The sequence below is a fragment of the Pseudomonas antarctica genome (genome assembly GCF_001647715.1).
GTDB classification, from domain to species: domain Bacteria; phylum Pseudomonadota; class Gammaproteobacteria; order Pseudomonadales; family Pseudomonadaceae; genus Aquipseudomonas; species Aquipseudomonas antarctica_A.
In genome coordinates this window covers 5994966-6013252 of sequence record NZ_CP015600.1, presented here as the reverse complement: position 1 = coordinate 6013252, position 18287 = coordinate 5994966, and the positions used below count along the sequence as shown (strand labels likewise).

Below are 18287 nucleotides of genomic sequence, written 5' to 3'. Positions count from 1 at the left end.
ATGATTATCTACGGTGTGGCATTGCTGGCGATCTGCACGCTCGCGGGCGTGATCATGGGTGACATGCTGGGCGTGTTGCTCGGCGTCAAATCCAACGTGGGCGGGGTGGGCATCGCGATGATCCTGCTGATCTGCGCGCGGTTGTGGATGCAAAAACGCGGCGGCATGACCAAGGATTGTGAGATGGGCGTCGGCTTCTGGGGTGCCATGTACATCCCCGTGGTTGTCGCGATGGCCGCGCAACAAAACGTCGTCACCGCCCTGCACGGCGGCCCGGTCGCGGTGCTCGCGGCGATTGGCTCTGTGGTCGTTTGTGGCTGCACCATCGCGCTGATCAGCCGCACCCACAAGGGCGAACCCTTGCCCGATGAAGAGCCGCTGATTACGCCGACACCTGTCGTGGGAGGCCGCTGATATGTGGGCACTTATCGAAAAAGGCCTGGAGAATAACGGCCTGGTCACCGCCTTTGCGTTCGTCGGCGTGGTGATGTGGATTTCCGTGGTGCTGTCCAAGCGCCTGACCTTCGGGCGCATTCATGGCTCGGCGATTGCCATTGTTATCGGCCTTGTATTGGCCTGGGTGGGCGGCACGCTTACCGGCGGGCAAAAAGGCCTGGCCGACGTGGCGCTGTTCTCCGGTATCGGTTTGATGGGCGGCGCGATGCTGCGCGACTTTGCGATTGTCGCCACGGCCTTTGAAGTACAAGCCACTGAGGCGCGCAAAGCCGGGTTGATCGGTGTGATTGCCTTGCTGCTTGGCACGATCCTGCCGTTTATCGTCGGAGCAAGCATGGCGTGGGCGTTTGGGTATCGCGATGCGATCAGCATGACCACCATTGGCGCGGGTGCCGTGACTTACATCGTTGGGCCTGTGACCGGTGCGGCAATTGGCGCGACGTCGGATGTGATGGCGTTGTCGATTGCCACCGGCTTGATCAAGGCGATCCTGGTGATGGTCGGCACGCCCGTCGCGGCGCGTTGGATGGGCCTGGACAACCCGCGCTCGGCGATGGTGTTTGGTGGGTTGGCCGGGACGGTCAGCGGCGTGACCGCAGGCTTGGCGGCGACGGATCGGCGGTTGGTGCCGTATGGCGCGTTGACGGCCACGTTCCATACCGGGCTTGGGTGCTTGCTTGGGCCTTCGTTGCTCTACTTCATCGTGCGTGGGTTGGTCGGCTGATTTTGGTGGCTGTAAGGACCTCATCGCGGGCAAGCCCGCTCCCACATTTTGCTCTGTGAATACATTCAAATGTGGGAGCTGGCTTGCCTGCGATGGCGATCTCAAGCCTGCCGATTGGCATACATCCGGCACTCCGCCAACAAGGCCAGCAAGTTCGGGTCGCGCTCCTTGGCCTTCAGAAACATCACACCAATATGCTGCTGCATCCGATACCGGGGTTGCAGCGGTATGAGCTTCACACGGTTCTCATACACCGCCGCAATCCGCCCCGGCAGCAGTGCATAACCCACGCCTGAGCTGACCATGCTCAACAGGGTGAAGATGTCATTCACCTGCATGGCCACCTTCGGCTCAAATCCCGCCTGCTTGAACACTCGGTTGCCATCCTGATGCGTGGCGAAGCCTTGGGTGAGGGTGATGAAGGTGGCGTCGCGCACGTCGGCGAGGTCGATTTCCTGCTCGCGGTCGAACGGTGAATCGGCCGGGGTGGCGAGGAAGATGTCATCGGAGAACAATGCGATCTGCGCGCAGTCAGGGTCGTTGGCGTGTTCGTCGAGGGAGATGAGGATCGCGTCCACTTCCATGTTTTTAAGCTTGTAGAGCAGGTCGAAGTTGGAGCCCAGGATCAGGTCGATATTCAGTTCACTGCGTCGGATTTTCAGGCCCATGATCAGCTGCGGCACGGTCTTGACCGTCAGTGAATACAGCGAGCCGAGCTTGAAGCGTTCGGCGGAGAAGCCGGCGGCTTCGCGGGTCAGGCGCACGCTGTCGACCACGTCGGCCACCAGTTTTTGCGCGCGCTCTTCCAGCACATAGGCGCTTTCCAGCGGGGTGAGGTTGCGCCCTTCGTGTTTGAACAGCGGGCAGCGCAGGGCGTTTTCCAGCGAGTGGATGGCGCGGTGCACGCTGACATTGCTGGTTTGCAGCTCGGCAGCGGCGCGGGCCAGGTTGCCGGTGCGCATGAACGCCAGGAAGATTTCCAACTTCTTGAGGGTGAATTCTTCGTCGATCAGCATGGCCGTGGCTCGGGTTCGAATGCCGTCGATTGTGCCCCTAAAACCAGCCCGCTCCCAGCCATGAACTGCACAGCCCCAACACCACGCCGAGGATGATCAGCCAGATCGCGTTCAGCCGCGTGTAATACACCACGGCGGCGCTGGCCAGGGTCAGCACCAGGCTGGTCGCGTTGTTTTCCAGGCTGTTCATCAGGATGTAGGTGGAAGCGAGGATCAGGCCAATGGAGAGCGGTAGCAGGCTGCGTTTGACGCGCTGCACCCACGGCGTCCGGGTGTGCCGCTCCAGCCAGCCGGCGCCGACGTAGGTCAGCACCGAGCAAGGCACCAGTTTGGCGGTCAACGCCACCAGTGCGCCGGGCAGGCCCGCCGCCTGCTGGCCGATAAACACCAGGAACATGCCGTTTGGCCCCGGCAGTGCCTGGGAGAGGGCGAAGAACGCGACGAATTGCGCATCGGTGATCCAGCGCATATCAGTGACGGTATAGCGGTGGATATCACTGATGGCTACGGTATTGCCGCCAATCGACATCAGCGACCACAGCGCGCATTGAATCATCAGGTGCAGCAGGACGGTTTGCATCAGCCGGCCCCCGTGTTCGAGCGGATAAAGCTCAAGGCCAGGGAGCTGGGGATGCCAATCAGCAGCACCATCCACAGCGGCAATACGAAGATCGCCATCAAGACGAAGGTCAACACAAAGGCGCTGTAGTCGGCGATCGTCCTGGGCATGGCCTTGAGCAGGCGCAGGGTGGTGCCGAGCATCAGGCCGGTGGCAATCGGCATGACGGCGCCGAAGATCTGCTGCACCACGTCATTGCTCCACCACTTGGCATAGGCGAAACCGGCGAGCACGGTGATCAACGAGGGGAACAGGTACAGCCCGCACACGGTCACAATTGCACCCGGCAAGCCATGCAGGCGCCGGCCGTAGATGATGCCGACGTTGGCGATATTGGGCCCGGGGAAGAATTGCCCGGTAGTCAGCAGCTCATTGAAGCCTTGCTCGCTGACCCAGCGGCGCTGGTCAACCATCATCTGCCGTGCCCACGGCATTACGCCGCCAAAGCCGAACAGGCCGACCATGGCAAAGTTGTAAAACAACTGCCATAGGCTGGGATAAGGCGGCGCGGGTTCAAGCTCGGGCACGGGGATTACCGATAGGGTGCTTTTATGTGGGCGCTGGCTTGGCGGATCGCCGCATCGCTGCGACAGCGGTGTGTCAGCCAATACTCAGTGGCTGACAGGTCCTCATCACAGGCGAGCCAGCGCCCACAGGGTTAAGCGAATCATCTATCGGTGGGTGCGTTTGGGCAAATGAAGAAAGGTTGTTACCTGCCAAGCCGCCCGGAGCGTCAGAGTGCATAGTGTAAAACCATGCGGTAACGGTTATTCGAGGTAAGTGACACATGTATCACGGGGAACGATTCAACGCGTGGAGCCATTTGGTCGGGGCGGTTGCAGCTTTTGTCGGCGCAGTATGGATGTTGGTGGTGGCGAGCCTGGACGGCAGCCCCTGGAAGATCGTCAGCGTAGCGATTTATGGCTTTACGTTGCTGGTGCTGTACAGCGCCTCTACCGTGTATCACAGCGTGCAGGGGCGACGAAAAGCGATCATGCAGAAGGTCGACCACTTTTCGATCTACCTGCTGATCGCCGGCAGTTACACGCCGTTCTGCCTGGTGACGCTACGCGGGCCGTGGGGTTGGACGCTGTTTGGGATCGTGTGGGGGCTGGCCGTGATCGGCATCCTGCAAGAGATCAAGCCACGCTCCGAGGCCCGGATTCTATCGATTGTGATCTACGCGGTGATGGGCTGGATCGTGCTGGTGGCCGTCAAGCCGTTGATGGCTGCGCTGGGCACGGCGGGGTTTGTCTGGCTGGCCTCGGGCGGGGTGTTGTACACCGTCGGCATCATCTTTTTTGCCCTGGAGGATCGCCTGCGCCATTCCCATGGGATCTGGCATTTGTTTGTGATCGGCGGCAGCCTGCTGCACTTCGTAGCGATCATGCACTACGTGCTGTAACCGGCGACGCGGTTAAAAAATGGGGGAGCGGGCTTGCTCGCTAAGGCAGTGTGGCAGTTGATAAATAGGCTAACTGATCCACCGCATTCGCGAGCAAGCCCGCTCCCACATTAGATTGGTAGTGTTTTCACAAGCGTTCGAGCAGTTCACGCGCGCGTTTGCCGAAGATCTGCAGCAGGTTCGCCAGCATATGCGGCGGCGGCTCGTCAGCACGGGTCAGGGCGTACAGGGTGATCGGCAGCGGCGGGGTGAGCGTGCGGATGCAGGTGGTGGCCGTTGAGGCGCCCAAGGCTGTGAACGGGTCGATTACCGTCAACCCGGCGCCTGACTCGACCATGGCGCGCGCCAGGGAGTAGGTTTGTACGGCGATCGTCACCCGAGGCGCTGGGTCGATGTTTTCCAGGTAGCTGTCGAGTTTTGCCGCCAACGGATCAGCACTGGACAGCCCAATCAGCGGCGCACCCGCGAGCGCTGCCAGCGGCAATGGCTTGCTCATCTCGGCGTCTGGCCAATAACCCTTGGAGGCCAATGCTACCAACACCCCATTGGCCAGCACTTGCGTGGTCAAACCGGGATGGCCGGAGAAGTTGAGCGTCAGCGCCAGGTCGATCTCGCGCATCAACAGCTTCTGCACCAATTCGCGGCTATGGTCGCTGGACAGCTCGCAGGCGATGGTCGGGTAGTCGCGCGTCCATTCCAGAATCGCTGGCGGCAGCAGCGACAAGGCCAACGCCGGAATGGCACCAATGCGCACGCTTTGCCCAGGCTCACGGCGCAAGCTCTTGGCCAGGCGTCGCACACCTTGCAGGCTCTCGGAGACTTTCTCGACTTCGCTTTCCAGCGCCAGGGCCTCCGGGGTGGGCAGCAATTTGCCGCGCACCCGCAGAAACAGCGGGAAGCCCAGCTGCAACTCGGCGTGCTGCAGCACCTTGGTCACCGCCGGTTGCGAGACATGCAGCAACTGCGCAGCGGCGCTGACAGAGCCGGTCTGGCGGATGGCCTGGAAAATTTCGATGTGACGCAAGCGCATGGCACGTCCATAACCTTTGTTTATAGGTGGCCCATCTTTATTCATTGTCGGTGGCCTGTCACCTGGCCCTACGCTTGAGCCCAAGTTAATTCAAGAGCGGGTGGCGGGAATGGCCAAGCGGGTTTGCATCATTGGCGGTGGCGTCATCGGGTTAGCGAGTGCTTACGCCCTGGTGCGTGCAGGCCATGAGGTGACGGTGATTGAAGCGCGCGACACCTTGGGCAGCGAGACCAGTTTCGCCAACGGTGGGCAACTGTCCTACCGCTATGTGGCGCCGCTGGCCGACGCCGGCGTACCGTTGCAAGCCATTGGCTGGCTGTTGCGCGGTGACTCGCCGCTAACGCTGCGCCCCCGGCTCGACCCCCAGCAATGGCGCTGGATGGCGGCCTTTATCGGCGCCTGCCGTGGCTCGGTGAATAAACGCAATGCCGCCCACCTGCTGCGTCTGGCGTCCTTGAGCCAGACCACCTTGGAGCAATGGCGAGAAGCTGACCGCCTCGACGGCTTCGACTGGCGGCGCAACGGCAAACTGGTGACCTTTCGCAGCGCGGGCACCTTTGAGCATGCGCGCAGCAAGGTCACTGATACCTTGCAACAGCAAGTGTTGTCGGCCGCCGATTGCGCACGCCTGGACCCGGCGTTGGCGAGCGGTGGTTTTGTCGGTGGCATCTATACGCCCAGCGAAGAGGTTGCTGATTGCCATGCCTTTTGCCGGCGGCTCGCGGCGCGGCTTGAGGCCTCGGGACGCTGCACTTTTTTGCTCGGGAAGAAAGTCACTGGCCTGCGTCACGCCGACGGCGTGGTGCAGGCCGTCGTGCTGGGCGATGACGTGATGCCGGTCGAGCAGCTGGTGCTGGCGGCCGGGCATCGCAGTGCTGAATTGGCCTTGCCTGGGTTGTCGCTGCCGCTTTACCCGCTAAAGGGCTACAGCCTGAGCGTGCCGATTGGCGCGCAGCATCAGGCGCCGAATGTGAGCATCACCGACTATGACCGCAAGATCGTCTACGCGCGCATCGGCCAGCAGCTGCGGGTGGCGGCCATGGTCGATATCGTCGGCTTTGATGCGCGCCTTGAGCCAAAGCGCCTGGCACTGATGAAGCGCCAGGCACTCGAGACGTTTCCCCGTGCTGGCGATTACACCCGCGCCGTCGAGTGGGCCGGTATGCGCCCCGCCACGCCGACCGGGGTGCCGCTGATCGGCGCCAGTGCGTACCGCAACCTGTGGCTGAACCTGGGCCACGGCGCGCTCGGTTTTACCCTGGCCTGCGGCAGCGGCCAACTGCTCGCCGAGTTGATCGGCCAGCGGGTTCCTTCCATTGATATGCAGGGCCTGGCGCCCAGCGCCGCTTGAGGATAAAGCCATGACCATCAACCGAATCAACAGCAACGAACGCCTCTCGGGTGCCGTCACCTTCAAGGACCTGGTGTTCCTTTCGGGCCAGGTGCCGGGTGAAGGCCAGGAGGTAGCCACGCAAACCCGCGAGGTGTTGGCCAGGATCGATGCGTTACTGGCGCAGGCGGGCAGCGACAAGGACCACCTGCTCAACGCAACGATTTACCTGAAAGACATCGGCGCCGGTTTTGCACCGATGAATCAAGTGTGGGCGGCGTGGCTGTCACCGGGCATGGCGCCGACGCGCACCACCGTGCAGGCGGAACTGGCGCGCCCGACTGTGCTGGTGGAAATCAGCGTGATTGCTGTACGTAAATAACCGCAAGACCAACGGAGAATAACAATGAAAAAAATCCTGTTGACCGGCTGCACCCTGGGGCTTTTGTTTGGCGCTCAGGTTCAGGCGAATGACGCGCCGCTGGACGGCACGTTGAGCAAGATCGCCAGTGCCAAGTCCATCACGTTGGGTTATCGCGATGCGTCGGTGCCGTTTTCCTACGTGGGCGATAACAGCGGCAAGCCCATGGGCTATTCGGTGGAGTTGGCGAACAAGATCGTTGAGCGCATCCAGCAGAAAACCGGCGTGGCGAACCTCAATGTGAAGTACAACCTGGTGACCTCCCAAACCCGTATACCGCTGGTGCAGAACGGCACCGTGGACCTGGAATGCGGCTCCACCGGCGTCACCGCCGAGCGGCAGAAGCAGGTGGCGTTTTCCTACGGGTTTATCTATGTGAAAGGCCAGTTGCTGACCGCCAAGGACAGCGGCATCCAAGGCTTCGATGACCTCAAGGGCAAGAACGTGGTCACGACTGCGGGCACCACCAACGAGCGTTTTCTAAAGAGCTACAACGCCGAACACAAAGCCAACATGTTTGTGATCAGCGCCAAGGACCACGGTGAAGCGTTCAAGATGCTCGAAACCGGCCGTGCGGTGGCGTTCTACATGGATGACGCGCTGCTCTACGGCGAGCGTGCCAAGGCCAAGGACCCGCACCACTGGGCGGTGGTGGGTAAGGAGCAATCGCGGGAAATCTACAGCTGCATGGTGCGCAAGGACGACCCGCAGTTTCTCGCAGTGGTCAACGAAACACTCGGCGACCTGTACCGCTCGGGGGAAATCAACGGGATTTACCAGCGCTGGTTTGAACAGCCGATTCCACCCAAGGGCTTGAACCTGGAGTTTCCGATGACAGCCGAGTTAAAGGCGATTATTGCCAAGCCGGTCAGTGATCCGGTGGAGTAAGGCACTGGTACCTCGACCACTGTGGGAGCTGGCTTGCCTGCGATAGCGGTGTACCAGGCAACAGCGAGGTTGAATGTGCCGACGTCATCGCAGGCAAGCCAGCTCCCACATTCGATTGGGTTTGCAGGGCTGGGTTAGAAGTCGCCCCATAATTGCTGGGCCACGGCCAGTGCCACCACGGGCGCGGTCTCGGTGCGCAGCACGCGCGGGCCGAGGCGGGCGGCGTGGTAGCCGGCGCTTTGGGCGGTTTCGACTTCTGCGTCGGTCAACCCACCTTCAGGCCCGATCAGGAAGGCCAGGCTGGCAGGCCTGGCATGGCTGATCATCGGCTCGGCCACCGGGTGCAGCACAAGTTTCAACTCCGCCTCGGCCTGCTTTAACCAGTCCGCCAGCAGCAGCGGTGGGTGAATCACCGGCACCGTCGACCGCCCGCATTGCTCGCAGGCGCTGATCGCCACTTGGCGCCAGTGCAGCAGGCGTTTGTCGGCACGCTCGTCCTTGAGTCGTACTTCGCAGCGGTCGCTGAAAATCGGCGTGATTTCATTCACCCCCAGTTCGGTGGCTTTCTGAATCGCCCAATCCATGCGCTCGCCCCGGGACAGGCCCTGGCCGAGGTGGATGTGCAGCGGGGACTCGGTCTGGCCCGCGAAGCGTTCCGTGAGTTGCACGGTGACGCGTTTTTTACCGACCTCCAGCAACGTGCCCAGAAACTCATGGCCGGAGCCGTCGAAGAGTTGCACGGCATCACCATCGCCCATGCGCAACACGCGGCTGATGTAGTGCGCCTGGGCTTCGGGCAATTCGTGCTCGCCGAGGCTCAGCGGGGTGTCGGTAAAAAAGCGGGACAGTCTCATTTCTGTTCTCTGGAAAAATACAAAACCTGTGGGCGCCGGGCTTGCCCGCGATGAAGGTAGCCCTGACACCCGATCAGTTGAGTGAATTCAATCAACCTGGATCTCGGAAGCCTGGGTGGAAGTCCTTTGGCACTGCCACGCTGACTTTACTGTTGGTCGCAATATCGATGCCTTCACTGGCCACTTCAGCCAAAAAGTCGATTTGCTCCGGCGTAATCACGTACGGCGGCAGGAAATACACCACGCTGCCCAGCGGCCGCAATAGAGCACCGCGTTCCAGGGCGTGTTCGAACACTTTCAACCCACGGCGCTCCTGCCACGGGTAGGCGGTTTTGGTGGCTTTGTCCTGGACCATCTCGATGGCCAGCACCATGCCGGTCTGGCGCACTTCCGACACATGCGGGTGGTCAACCAGGTGCGCGGTGGCCGTGGCCATGCGCTGGGCCAGGGCCTTGTTGTTTTCGATGACGTTGTCTTCTTCGAAAATATCCAGCGTCGCCAGGGCCGCCGCGCACGCCAGCGGGTTGCCGGTGTAGCTGTGGGAGTGCAGGAAGGCGCGCAGCGTCGGGTAGTCGTCGTAGAAAGCGTCGTAGACGTCGTCGGTGGTGACCACGGCCGCCAGCGGCAGGTAGCCGCCGGTGAGGGCCTTGGACAGGCACAGGAAGTCCGGGCGGATGCCGGCCTGTTCACAGGCGAACATGCTGCCGGTACGGCCGAAGCCGACGGCGATTTCGTCGTGGATCAAGTGCACGCCGTAGCGGTCGCAGGCTACGCGCAACAGCTGGAGGTACACCGGGTGATACATGCGCATGCCGCCGGCACCCTGGATCAGCGGCTCGACGATCACGGCGGCGACCGTGTCGTGATGCTCGGCCAGGGTCTGTTCCATGGCCAGGAACATCGTGCGCGAGTGTTCCTCCCAGCTCATGCCTTCGGGGCGCAGGTAGCAATCCGGGCTCGGCACTTTGATCGTGTCCAGCAGCAGCGCCTTGTAGGTTTCGGTAAACAGCGGCACGTCGCCGACCGACATCGCAGCGATGGTTTCGCCGTGGTAGCTGTTGGTCAGGGTGACGAAGCGCTTTTTGTTCGGCAGGCCGCGGTTGAGCCAGTAGTGAAAGCTCATCTTCAGCGCGACTTCGATGCACGACGAGCCGTTATCGGCATAAAAGCAGCGGGTCAGGCCGTCGGGCGTCATCGCCACCAGGCGTTCGGACAGCTCAATCACCGGCTGGTGGCTGAAACCGGCGAGGATCACGTGTTCCAGCTGGTCCACCTGGTCCTTGATGCGCTGGTTGATACGCGGGTTGGCATGGCCGAACACATTGACCCACCAGGAGCTGACGGCGTCGAGGTAGCGCTTGCCTTCGAAGTCTTCCAGCCAGACGCCTTCACCGCGCTTGATCGGGATCAGCGGCAGTTGCTGGTGGTCTTTCATCTGGGTGCAGGGATGCCACAGCACCGCGAGGTCGCGTTGCATCCACTGGTTATTCAAGCCCATCGTCTATCTCCTCGAAGCGGACCTGCGGCCGGCGCAGGCGAAACAATCGCGCAAGCCTATGCAATGCCAGACGGTGTCACAACCCATTACGGATGAATTGGCAGTAAACGCGGGACGGACTGTCACGTTTCTTAGGAATAGTCCTTAATCCATTGTTAACGTACTGTGCATAACCTCTTGATCGTATTTCTCGATATTTCAAAGCGAAATTTTCCGCTTTAATTCGATAGGTAAATCGCTAGTCTTGGGCACAGCTCTTACGGGATTTGGGACATGCAACTACGTAACTCACCGGCCCGCTATGGCTGGGTCAGCATTGTTTTGCACTGGGGCGTGGCCCTGGTGGTGTTCGGTTTGTTCGCCCTGGGCCTGTGGATGGTCGGTCTCGACTATTACAGCACCTGGCGCAAAGACGCGCCTGACCTGCACAAGAGCATTGGCATTACGCTGTTCGCCATCATGCTGGTGCGCATTGTCTGGCGCCTGATCAGCCCGCCGCCGCCTCCACTGGCCAGCTACAGCCGCTTGACCCGTATCGGGGCTGCGTTTGGCCATGCTTTCCTTTATCTCGGGCTGTTTGCCGTGATGATTGCCGGTTACCTGATTTCCACCGCAGACGGTGTCGGTATCCCGGTGTTTGGCCTGTTTGAGATTCCTGCCGTGGTTTCCGGGCTACCGGACCAGGCAGACACCGCCGGTGTGGTGCATCTGTACCTCGCCTGGGTGTTGGTGGTCTTCGCCGGCTTGCACGGCGTGGCTGCGTTTAAACACCATTTTATCGATCGTGATGCGACCCTGACGCGAATGCTGGGGCGCAAAGCCTGATGTTCAACCTCGACTCACAAGGAATAGAAAGCATGTTGAAAAAGACGCTCGCCGCTCTGGCAATCGGTTCTGCTCTGATGTCCGCAGGTTCGGTGATGGCCGCTGATTATGTTGTCGACAAAGAAGGCCAGCACGCCTTCGTTGACTTCAAGATCAGCCACTTGGGCTATAGCTTCATCACCGGTACTTTCAAGGACCTGGACGGCAAGTTCAGCTTCGACGCTGCCAAGCCTGAAGACAGCAAGATCGAGTTCAACGTACGTACCGCCAGCGTGTTCACCAACCACGCCGAACGTGACAAGCACATCTCCAGCAAAGACTTCCTGGACGTTGGCAAGTTTGCCGATGCCAAGTTCGTCTCCACCAGTGTTAAAACCACCGGTAAAAATGCTGCAGGCCAAGTCACTGCCGACGTGACCGGCGACCTGACTTTCCACGGCGTGACCAAGCCGATCGTCGTCAAGGCCACCTTCCTGGGTGAAGGCAAAGATCCATGGGGCGGCTACCGTGCCGGCTTTGAAGGCACCACCAGCTTCAACCGCCAGGACTTCGGCAAGCAGATGGACCTGGGCCCAGCGTCCAACACTGTTGAGCTGTACGTGACGTTTGAAGGTGTGAAAGCGAAGTAATTATTTCGCTGTTTTAAATGCAAAGCGCCGACCTCCGGGTCGGCGTTTTGCTGTGCGTGGGTTACAGGCTGTCTTGATACGTCGCGACCTGGTCGTTGAGCCACGTGTGCAGGGCTATCAGTTGCGCCGAACGTTTGGTCCCCATCGGCCAGACCAGGTAATAGCGTGAAGAATGCGCCGGTTCAATATCGGTGAGCTTGACCAGATCCCCGCGTTGAATCAGTGAATGGGCAATCGAACGTCGGGTCAATGCGACGCCATGCCCGAGCCTGACCGCTTCGAGCAACAAAGTTGAGTCGGTGAATTCCAGCGCAGCATGAGGGCGTTGCCCCTCCACGCCTGCGGCACCCAGCCAGGTCGGCCAGCTTTCACTGGCGTGCAGCAGTGGCTGCTCCAGGATGGCTTGCGGTGTATCGGGCAGTACGCCGTGGTTGAAGTCGCGCGCGGCGACCACCAGCAATGAGTCGGTCATCAGCGTTTCGCAATGCATATCGGGCCATTGGCCGTGGCCGAAGCGGATGGCGCAATCGATCAGGCCCTGCTCGAAGCTGGCGAACTCCATGGACGATTCCAGTTTCAGGCGCAGACCGGGATGGGCGCTCATGAAGTCGTGCAACCGTGGCAGTAACCAATGCATGGCGTAGGAGGGCAGCACCGACAGGGTCAGTAGCGGGTGCTTGTTTTTTGCCAGAAGCTTATCGGTGACCCCGGCTATTTCGCCCAGCGCCTGCCTGATCTGGTAGGCATAAACACGGCCTTCATCCGTCAGCACCAGGGAACGCCCGCTGCGCGCCACCAAAGCGATGTCCAAATACTCTTCCAGTGAACGAATCTGGTGGCTGACGGCGCTGTGGGTGACGTGCAGCTCAATGGCCGCCAGGTTCACCTTGCCCAGCCGGGCGACCGCCTCGAAGGCACGCAACGCGGCGAGTGGAGGGAGCTTCAATAGGTGAATTCCTTTCACGGGAAAGCCCAATAATAGCCGCTATACGTGAAATGAGTGAGCTACCGATAATGGCGACAAGTTATTTATTTAAATAACGCCTTGCAGAAAAATCGGGAGTTGTTAGGCATGATTAATGAAATCCAAGCGTTTCTGAAAGACTACTTTAATGTGTTGCAAACCCAGGACTTGAATGCGTTCGATCAAGTGTTTCATCGAGGCTGCGTGTTGTATAGCGCGCAAAATTCGGCCGTGGTGGTTCGGCCTTTTGATGAGTACAGGGCGATGGTTCAGGGCCGTAAGTCGCCCCGGGAAGGCGGTTTTCCGCAACTTGACGAAGTGCTGATGATTGATGTGATGTCGGCAGAAATGGCCATCGTTAAAGTACGCTTGCGCCTGTTCAATAACGTGATGGTCGACTACTTGAATCTGATGAAAGTGGATGGCCGCTGGATGATCTTCGCCAAGCTGTTTCACAAGGCCGGTGAAGTGACGGATTAATGCGCTGACCGCCAGATACAAAAACGCCCCGAACAGTCGGGGCGTTTTTATTTACCGTCGAACACTCAGCGGTTGCGGGTCAGCAGCGCTGGTTTTTCACCACGAGGACGGCCTGGCAGTTGATCCAACTGCTCGGGTGTCGGGAAGCGATCAGCTTTCGACTCCTTGTGGATGATTTTCGGCGCCGGGCCACCGCGCGGGTTCTGCACGGCAGGTTCGGACGCGCGTGGCTGATCGTCACGGGCCGGGCGGCGGTTGTTGCTGCTGCGCGAGTCTTCGCGACGGGCTTGACCGTCACGCGGCGCGCCATTACGCGGGCCACTGCGCTTGGCAGGTGGGGTGCCAGTGGTGCCGCCGCTGCTGTTGCGTGGACCGTTCTGACGACCGCCCTGTGGCTGGCCGCCACGTGGAGCACCTGCACCTGCACCTGCAGCCGGTGCCGGAGCACCCGGACGGCGGCCACGGCCTTGAGCCGGTTTGGCCTGAGGCACGTAGTCAACGCGGTTACCGAAGTTATCCACGTCATCGTCGAGGAATTCGTCCGGGGCACGATCAGCTGTGGCGCGTGGCGGTTGGCTCGGCTGGCGCTGTTCGCGGGCCGGGGTGCCTTCACGTGGCTTCTGCTCGCGGACTGGGCGTTCGCCACGGCCGTTGGTAGGCGCTTTTTCTTTGCCGCCCTTGTCTTTGCCCTTGTCGCGACGACCACCGCCACCACCGCCGCCGTTCGGGCCATCGCCCTTCGGACCGCGTGGGTTGCGTGGGTTACGCACGTCCGGACGCTCACGCGCTTCAGGCTTCTCAGCCTCCACGGTGCTGGAATCGAAGCCCATCAGGTCGCCGTCGGCGATTTTCTGCTTGGTCATGCGTTCGATGCTTTTCAGCAGTTTTTCTTCGTCCGGTGCGACCAGGGAAATGGCTTCACCCGAGCGACCGGCACGGCCGGTACGGCCGATACGGTGCACGTAGTCTTCGTCGACGTTCGGCAGCTCGAAGTTGACCACGTGTGGCAGTTGGTCGATATCCAGGCCGCGTGCGGCGATGTCGGTGGCGACCAGGATGCGCACTTCACCGGCCTTGAAGTCGGCCAGGGCTTTGGTGCGCGCGTTCTGGCTCTTGTTACCGTGGATGGCGACAGCGGTGAGGCCGTGCTTGTCCAGGTACTCGGCCAGGCGGTTGGCGCCGTGCTTGGTACGGGTGAACACCAGCACTTGTTCCCAGGCGCCGGCGGTGATCAGGTGCGCCAGCAGGGAACGCTTGTGGCTGGCGGCCAGGCGGAATACGCGTTGCTCGATACGCTCGACCGTGGTGTTCGGCGGCGTGACTTCGATGCGCTCCGGGTTGTGCAGCAGCTTGCCGGCCAAGGCGGTGATGTCGTTGGAGAACGTTGCCGAGAACAGCAGGTTCTGACGTTTGGCCGGTAGGCGGGCGAGGACCTTTTTCACGTCATGGACAAAGCCCATGTCGAGCATGCGGTCGGCTTCGTCCAGCACGAGGATTTCCACGTGGGACAAATCAACGCTGCCTTGGCCGCACAGGTCGAGCAAACGACCCGGGCAGGCGACCAGCACGTCAACACCGCGGGACATGGCCTGAACCTGTGGGTTCATGCCGACGCCGCCGAAGATGCAGGCGCTGACGAACTTCAAGTCGCGGGCATACAGCTTGAAGCTGTCGTGCACTTGGGCGGCGAGTTCGCGGGTAGGGGTCAGGACCAGTACGCGCGGTTGGCGCGGGCCGTGACGCTGGGATTTGTCCGGGTGACCGTTGGGGAACAACCGCTCCAGAATCGGGAGGGCGAAACCACCGGTTTTACCAGTACCTGTCTGAGCCGCAACCATCAGGTCGCGACCTTGCAACACGGCGGGAATGGCCCGCTGTTGCACCGGAGTAGGCTCGGTATAGCCCGCTGCCTCGATGGCGCGGACTAAAGCCTCGGAGAGACCGAGGGAAGCAAAGGACATGAGTAATCCTGTTTTAGTTAGGGCTTGGCCCAAAGGGATAATCTTGCCGGGCGTGAATGGCGCTTAGGGGAGCGCAACCCCGTCCGGTCCTGCTGCGTCTGGCGGGCACTCCACCGGCTCGCGCGGGCTGAAAGCTGCGCAGTAGCGGGGTTAGGTGCCTTTTTCAAGACCTCAGCGGCCGGGCGTGAGCCTGGCGGAAAGGCCGGAGTATAACAGAGCAATCACTGCGCGCTGCTTTCCTGCTGCTCAACGGTGTGTTCGGAGGCCGTAATGGCTTGGATTCCGCCATATTTGGCGCTCAAGGCTGCGTAGGCCGGTTCTTGCTTGAAGCGCTTGAGCTCGGCCGCAAAGCGTTGCACCAGCAGGTCCATGCCCGCGCCACGGCGTACGGCGAGAAATTGCTGCTGGCGGCTGACCACGAAGGGCGCCTGGCTGACTTTGCCTTCCAGGCCCATGGCCTTGATCACATGCTGGCCCACCCGGCGATCCGTGATGACCAGGTCGATACGTCCCAATGACAGCTTACCGAAGTTGGCCTCGTGGCTGGCGGCCGGCTCGCGGTTGAACAGGGTGGATTCGCTGAAGGCGTCGCCATAGAGGTAGCCCGGCGAAATGCCGACGGTCAGCCCCTGCAGGTCATCGATGCTTTCGGCGGAGTGTGGTCGCGCATTGGCGTAGAACAGCACGAACTCGACTTCCGACAGCGGCTCACTGGGGTAAAGCAGCTGGGCGTCGCGGTCATGGCTGTGGAAAATATCCAGCGCACCGTCGGCATGGCCCTGGTCGAGCATGGCCAGGCAGCGTTTCCAGGGCAGGAATTGCCACTCCACATCGACACCCAGGCGCTGGAACACGGTCACCGTGGTTTCATAGTCCAGGCCGCGCATGCTGCCGTTTTCGTCGTAGACATAAGGCGCCCAGGGCTCAGTGACAATGCGTAGTTTCTCGCCGTAGGCGGTGAGGCTCAGGCAAGTAAAAAGCGCAGCGGTCAACAACTTGAGAATGACGGGCATACCCTGAGATTACGATGCTCCTTCGCTAAAGAGAAGCTCTGGCACAAGCATTCGCGGGCAAGTTGATGTGGACACAGCGACAAAAAAGTCCGCATCGCTGCGGGCTTTTCTTAACGCTTGAGGCTTAGTTTACCCTGGCGTTCTGCTCACATTTTGAAGAATGCTGGTACATCGTTCCCTGAAAGATCGGCCGGATTTTTGAAGAATCACCCTCAGTACAGAACGCTTCATAACGCGTAATACACAGTACGCATGGCGTTCACAGCCGCAAGGGTAAACCCCAGATGCAGGTCAATATCAACGTAGACCTTCCATGCGCCGCACTGGGTGTCTCCAACTAAACTCTCTAAATTGAGCATCCGCGAAGAAAAATATGCGTGCCACAACGACAACTGAACTTTGGCGTATATGCAACTGGATATTACAGTCTTGTGTATTAATCAGTATTTTTAGAAGTCGACGGTGGAGCGAAATGTAGGAAATACCCATCAGAACAATCCGATAAGCTCCTACAAAAAACACACTAAAAACCAACTGAAAAACAATACAATTCAAGAAAATGAAATTGACAATCATAATAGGCCCTCATACGGTTTGAGTGCATCGCACATCTGCGAATGCAATAATCCTGAGGCGCTATATATGATCAGTCAATAAATCGCAGAATCTTCGTATGCATCAGTTGCTAAGCGCCTATCTTGATGTGTCAGGAGTCGGCGTACTTTGTAACACCTCCCTAAATTTTAACGGGCGCGGGTTTATAAATAGGTTGAGCGACCTGTATCGATTTGCCAGTGAACATGAGCTCGACGGATTCGTATTTGAAGACAAACTTTTTCTAAATTCAGATCGGCATAATGAAAACGTCAAGTAAGCTTATTTGCGTGCAAGCGCTATCCAGTCTTTCACTATGGCTTGATATTTTTTTGATTTTCACGGTTCCCGTTTATCTATGGCATGCCTCTCCTTCATCAATAGCGTTCCTGGCTTTTTGCCTAGGTGCCCCTATGTTGTTGCTAGGTCCTATTGTAGGAACCCTGATAGATCGATATGACGTAAGAAAAACGCTAGTATTTGGCGCCTTACTCCGCACACTGTCTACCGTAGCGCTAGCAGTGTCTCCAGACCTTCAGAGCTTTTTGTTTTTCGTCATCTTCAAAGGCGTGTCAAACTTATTTTACTTCCCTTCGATAACCATTATGGTTCGGCAACTGATACTTGCTGAAGAGCGCAAATCTTTTTTCAGCCACGTCAGTGTATTTGATCAGTCTTCCAAAATTTTTGCACCGTTACTAGCAGGCGTGTTAACGGCTGTCTTATCACCTAAGGATTTGTTCTTTTTGTCGGCTGCCGCCGTTTTATTAACCTTTCCACTTTTAAGGTCTATTTGCCTGGCATTCCGAACGCAAATGGCTGACACCTCTACGAAAGCCCTTCCACTCTATCGCGACATCACAAGAGGACTCTCTATATTCAATGCCTTGCCCTTTCAACTACGCATAGGCTTTTTTTACTCCCTACTGACATCGCTGGCTTTAGGGATTTACGACCCGCATTTGGCGTCCTTTCTAGCCTATGAAGGTTTACCTCCAGTTAATTTTTCAGTAATCGTCTCCGCAACAGCCGGAGGCGCGATAGGTGCCGCACTGCTGATGAAGTTCAAGTGGAGCAATATCGATGAAATTCTACTTCGTTCAAGCGCATTAGTTGTTTTCTCTGCAGCACTAATCCTGACAGCTGCTTTAGTGTTTTTCCAAGTGCCTGGAAGAGCCCATCTCTATCCGCTGGTTTGGTTTTTGAATGGCTTCGGCTATGAGACGTTAATAATATCTTCAAATATAATCCTTCAGCAATTATGCCCTCCTGACAATATCGGAAGAGTATCCATGTCTTTCAGGAGCCTCCAAATACTATGCGTTATAATGGGGCCTTCTTTAGGAACAGTGCTCATCATCGCGGGTGGTCGCCCAGCACCTTTTGTTGTGGCTGCATGCATGGCATTTTTAACGGCATCAGTGTCAATTGCGGTCTATTTATATGTGTACAGAAAACAAGCGCACGCACCTGTCAGTTAGTGCAAAGTCAAACGATCACCCGGCGAATCTCCTGTCATTCAAAGTTGCCTGATCAAATTTAAAACAAAAAGGCCCTCGTCAATGCGAGGGCCTTTTGTT

20 protein-coding genes are annotated in these 18287 nt (G+C 59.0%); 11 read left to right on the top strand and 9 right to left on the bottom strand.

The features are described from left to right. Both madL and madM read left to right on the top strand, forming a co-directional pair. Complete coding sequence (gene madL / locus A7J50_RS27340) at positions 1-414, top strand: malonate transporter subunit MadL (protein ID WP_064454526.1); 414 nt, start codon at positions 1-3, stop codon at positions 412-414. A gap of 1 nt (position 415) precedes the next feature. After that, complete coding sequence (madM, locus tag A7J50_RS27335) at positions 416-1180, top strand: malonate transporter subunit MadM (protein WP_064454525.1); 765 nt, start codon at positions 416-418, stop codon at positions 1178-1180. A 101-nt stretch (positions 1181-1281) separates the two neighbouring features. Here the strand turns inward: madM and A7J50_RS27330 are convergent, their stop codons facing one another. Genes A7J50_RS27330 through A7J50_RS27320 form a run of 3 tightly spaced genes read right to left on the bottom strand, consistent with a single transcriptional unit; the run spans position 1282 to position 3342 of the window. Then, a complete protein-coding gene (locus A7J50_RS27330; RefSeq protein WP_064454524.1) occupies positions 1282-2196 on the bottom strand; it encodes a LysR substrate-binding domain-containing protein in 915 nt (304 codons plus the stop codon). Between the two features lie 37 nt (positions 2197-2233). Continuing rightward, complete coding sequence (locus A7J50_RS27325) at positions 2234-2776, bottom strand: chromate transporter (protein ID WP_064454523.1); 543 nt, start codon at positions 2774-2776, stop codon at positions 2234-2236. Beyond that, positions 2776-3342 (bottom strand): chromate transporter, encoded by a 567-nt coding sequence (locus tag A7J50_RS27320; protein WP_064454522.1) that lies wholly within the window; start codon positions 3340-3342, stop codon positions 2776-2778. The genes A7J50_RS27325 and A7J50_RS27320 overlap by 1 nt, the downstream gene beginning before the upstream one ends. A gap of 260 nt (positions 3343-3602) precedes the next feature. Here A7J50_RS27320 and trhA point away from each other — a divergent pair, with 260 nt between their 5' ends. Further along, positions 3603-4220, top strand: coding sequence for a PAQR family membrane homeostasis protein TrhA (gene trhA, locus A7J50_RS27315; RefSeq protein ID WP_064454521.1), 618 nt, complete (start codon positions 3603-3605; stop codon positions 4218-4220). Positions 4221-4347: 127 nt separating this feature from the next. Here trhA and A7J50_RS27310 read toward each other — a convergent pair whose 3' ends face one another. Continuing rightward, positions 4348-5250: a LysR family transcriptional regulator gene (locus tag A7J50_RS27310; protein WP_064454520.1), complete on the bottom strand. Its 903-nt coding sequence runs from the start codon at positions 5248-5250 to the stop codon at positions 4348-4350. Between the two features lie 109 nt (positions 5251-5359). Between A7J50_RS27310 and A7J50_RS27305 the strand changes: the two genes are divergently transcribed. From A7J50_RS27305 to A7J50_RS27295, 3 genes are read left to right on the top strand one after another with little or no spacing between them, the layout of a single operon-like run. After that, a complete protein-coding gene (locus A7J50_RS27305) occupies positions 5360-6601 on the top strand; it encodes a D-amino acid dehydrogenase (protein WP_064454519.1) in 1242 nt (413 codons plus the stop codon). Positions 6602-6611: 10 nt separating this feature from the next. Continuing rightward, positions 6612-6962 carry a RidA family protein gene (locus tag A7J50_RS27300; protein ID WP_064454518.1) on the top strand — a complete coding sequence of 117 codons (351 nt, stop codon included), beginning with the start codon at positions 6612-6614 and terminating at the stop codon, positions 6960-6962. A 24-nt stretch (positions 6963-6986) separates the two neighbouring features. After that, positions 6987-7889 (top strand): transporter substrate-binding domain-containing protein, encoded by a 903-nt coding sequence (locus A7J50_RS27295; RefSeq protein ID WP_064454517.1) that lies wholly within the window; start codon positions 6987-6989, stop codon positions 7887-7889. 134 nt (positions 7890-8023) lie between these two features. On the opposite strand, the gene A7J50_RS27290 is transcribed toward A7J50_RS27295, so the two are convergent. Together A7J50_RS27290 and A7J50_RS27285 are read right to left on the bottom strand one after the other, a co-directional pair. After that, a complete protein-coding gene (locus A7J50_RS27290; RefSeq protein WP_064454516.1) occupies positions 8024-8743 on the bottom strand; it encodes a 16S rRNA (uracil(1498)-N(3))-methyltransferase in 720 nt (239 codons plus the stop codon). A gap of 91 nt (positions 8744-8834) precedes the next feature. Beyond that, positions 8835-10241, bottom strand: coding sequence for an adenosylmethionine--8-amino-7-oxononanoate transaminase (locus tag A7J50_RS27285; protein WP_064454515.1), 1407 nt, complete (start codon positions 10239-10241; stop codon positions 8835-8837). Between the two features lie 273 nt (positions 10242-10514). Here A7J50_RS27285 and A7J50_RS27280 point away from each other — a divergent pair, with 273 nt between their 5' ends. Next, positions 10515-11066 (top strand): cytochrome b, encoded by a 552-nt coding sequence (locus A7J50_RS27280; protein ID WP_064454514.1) that lies wholly within the window; start codon positions 10515-10517, stop codon positions 11064-11066. Positions 11067-11098: 32 nt separating this feature from the next. Then, complete coding sequence (locus A7J50_RS27275) at positions 11099-11695, top strand: YceI family protein (protein WP_064454513.1); 597 nt, start codon at positions 11099-11101, stop codon at positions 11693-11695. Between the two features lie 61 nt (positions 11696-11756). On the opposite strand, the gene A7J50_RS27270 is transcribed toward A7J50_RS27275, so the two are convergent. Further along, positions 11757-12641, bottom strand: a complete 885-nt coding sequence (locus A7J50_RS27270) for a LysR substrate-binding domain-containing protein (protein ID WP_064454512.1) — start codon at positions 12639-12641, stop codon at positions 11757-11759. 126 nt (positions 12642-12767) lie between these two features. Between A7J50_RS27270 and A7J50_RS27265 the strand changes: the two genes are divergently transcribed. After that, a complete protein-coding gene (locus tag A7J50_RS27265) occupies positions 12768-13139 on the top strand; it encodes a nuclear transport factor 2 family protein (RefSeq protein ID WP_064454511.1) in 372 nt (123 codons plus the stop codon). A 65-nt stretch (positions 13140-13204) separates the two neighbouring features. Here A7J50_RS27265 and A7J50_RS27260 read toward each other — a convergent pair whose 3' ends face one another. After that, positions 13205-15100, bottom strand: a complete 1896-nt coding sequence (locus A7J50_RS27260; protein ID WP_064454510.1) for a DEAD/DEAH box helicase — start codon at positions 15098-15100, stop codon at positions 13205-13207. Positions 15101-15321: 221 nt separating this feature from the next. Further along, positions 15322-16113 carry a substrate-binding periplasmic protein gene (locus tag A7J50_RS27255; protein ID WP_064454509.1) on the bottom strand — a complete coding sequence of 264 codons (792 nt, stop codon included), beginning with the start codon at positions 16111-16113 and terminating at the stop codon, positions 15322-15324. 673 nt (positions 16114-16786) lie between these two features. Between A7J50_RS27255 and A7J50_RS32355 the strand changes: the two genes are divergently transcribed. Beyond that, a complete protein-coding gene (locus A7J50_RS32355; protein ID WP_082895960.1) occupies positions 16787-16987 on the top strand; it encodes a carbamoyltransferase C-terminal domain-containing protein in 201 nt (66 codons plus the stop codon). Next, positions 16971-18188 (top strand): MFS transporter, encoded by a 1218-nt coding sequence (locus tag A7J50_RS31080; RefSeq protein WP_237140869.1) that lies wholly within the window; start codon positions 16971-16973, stop codon positions 18186-18188. Before A7J50_RS32355 ends, A7J50_RS31080 begins: the two co-directional genes overlap by 17 nt. Positions 18189-18287 lie beyond the last annotated feature (99 nt).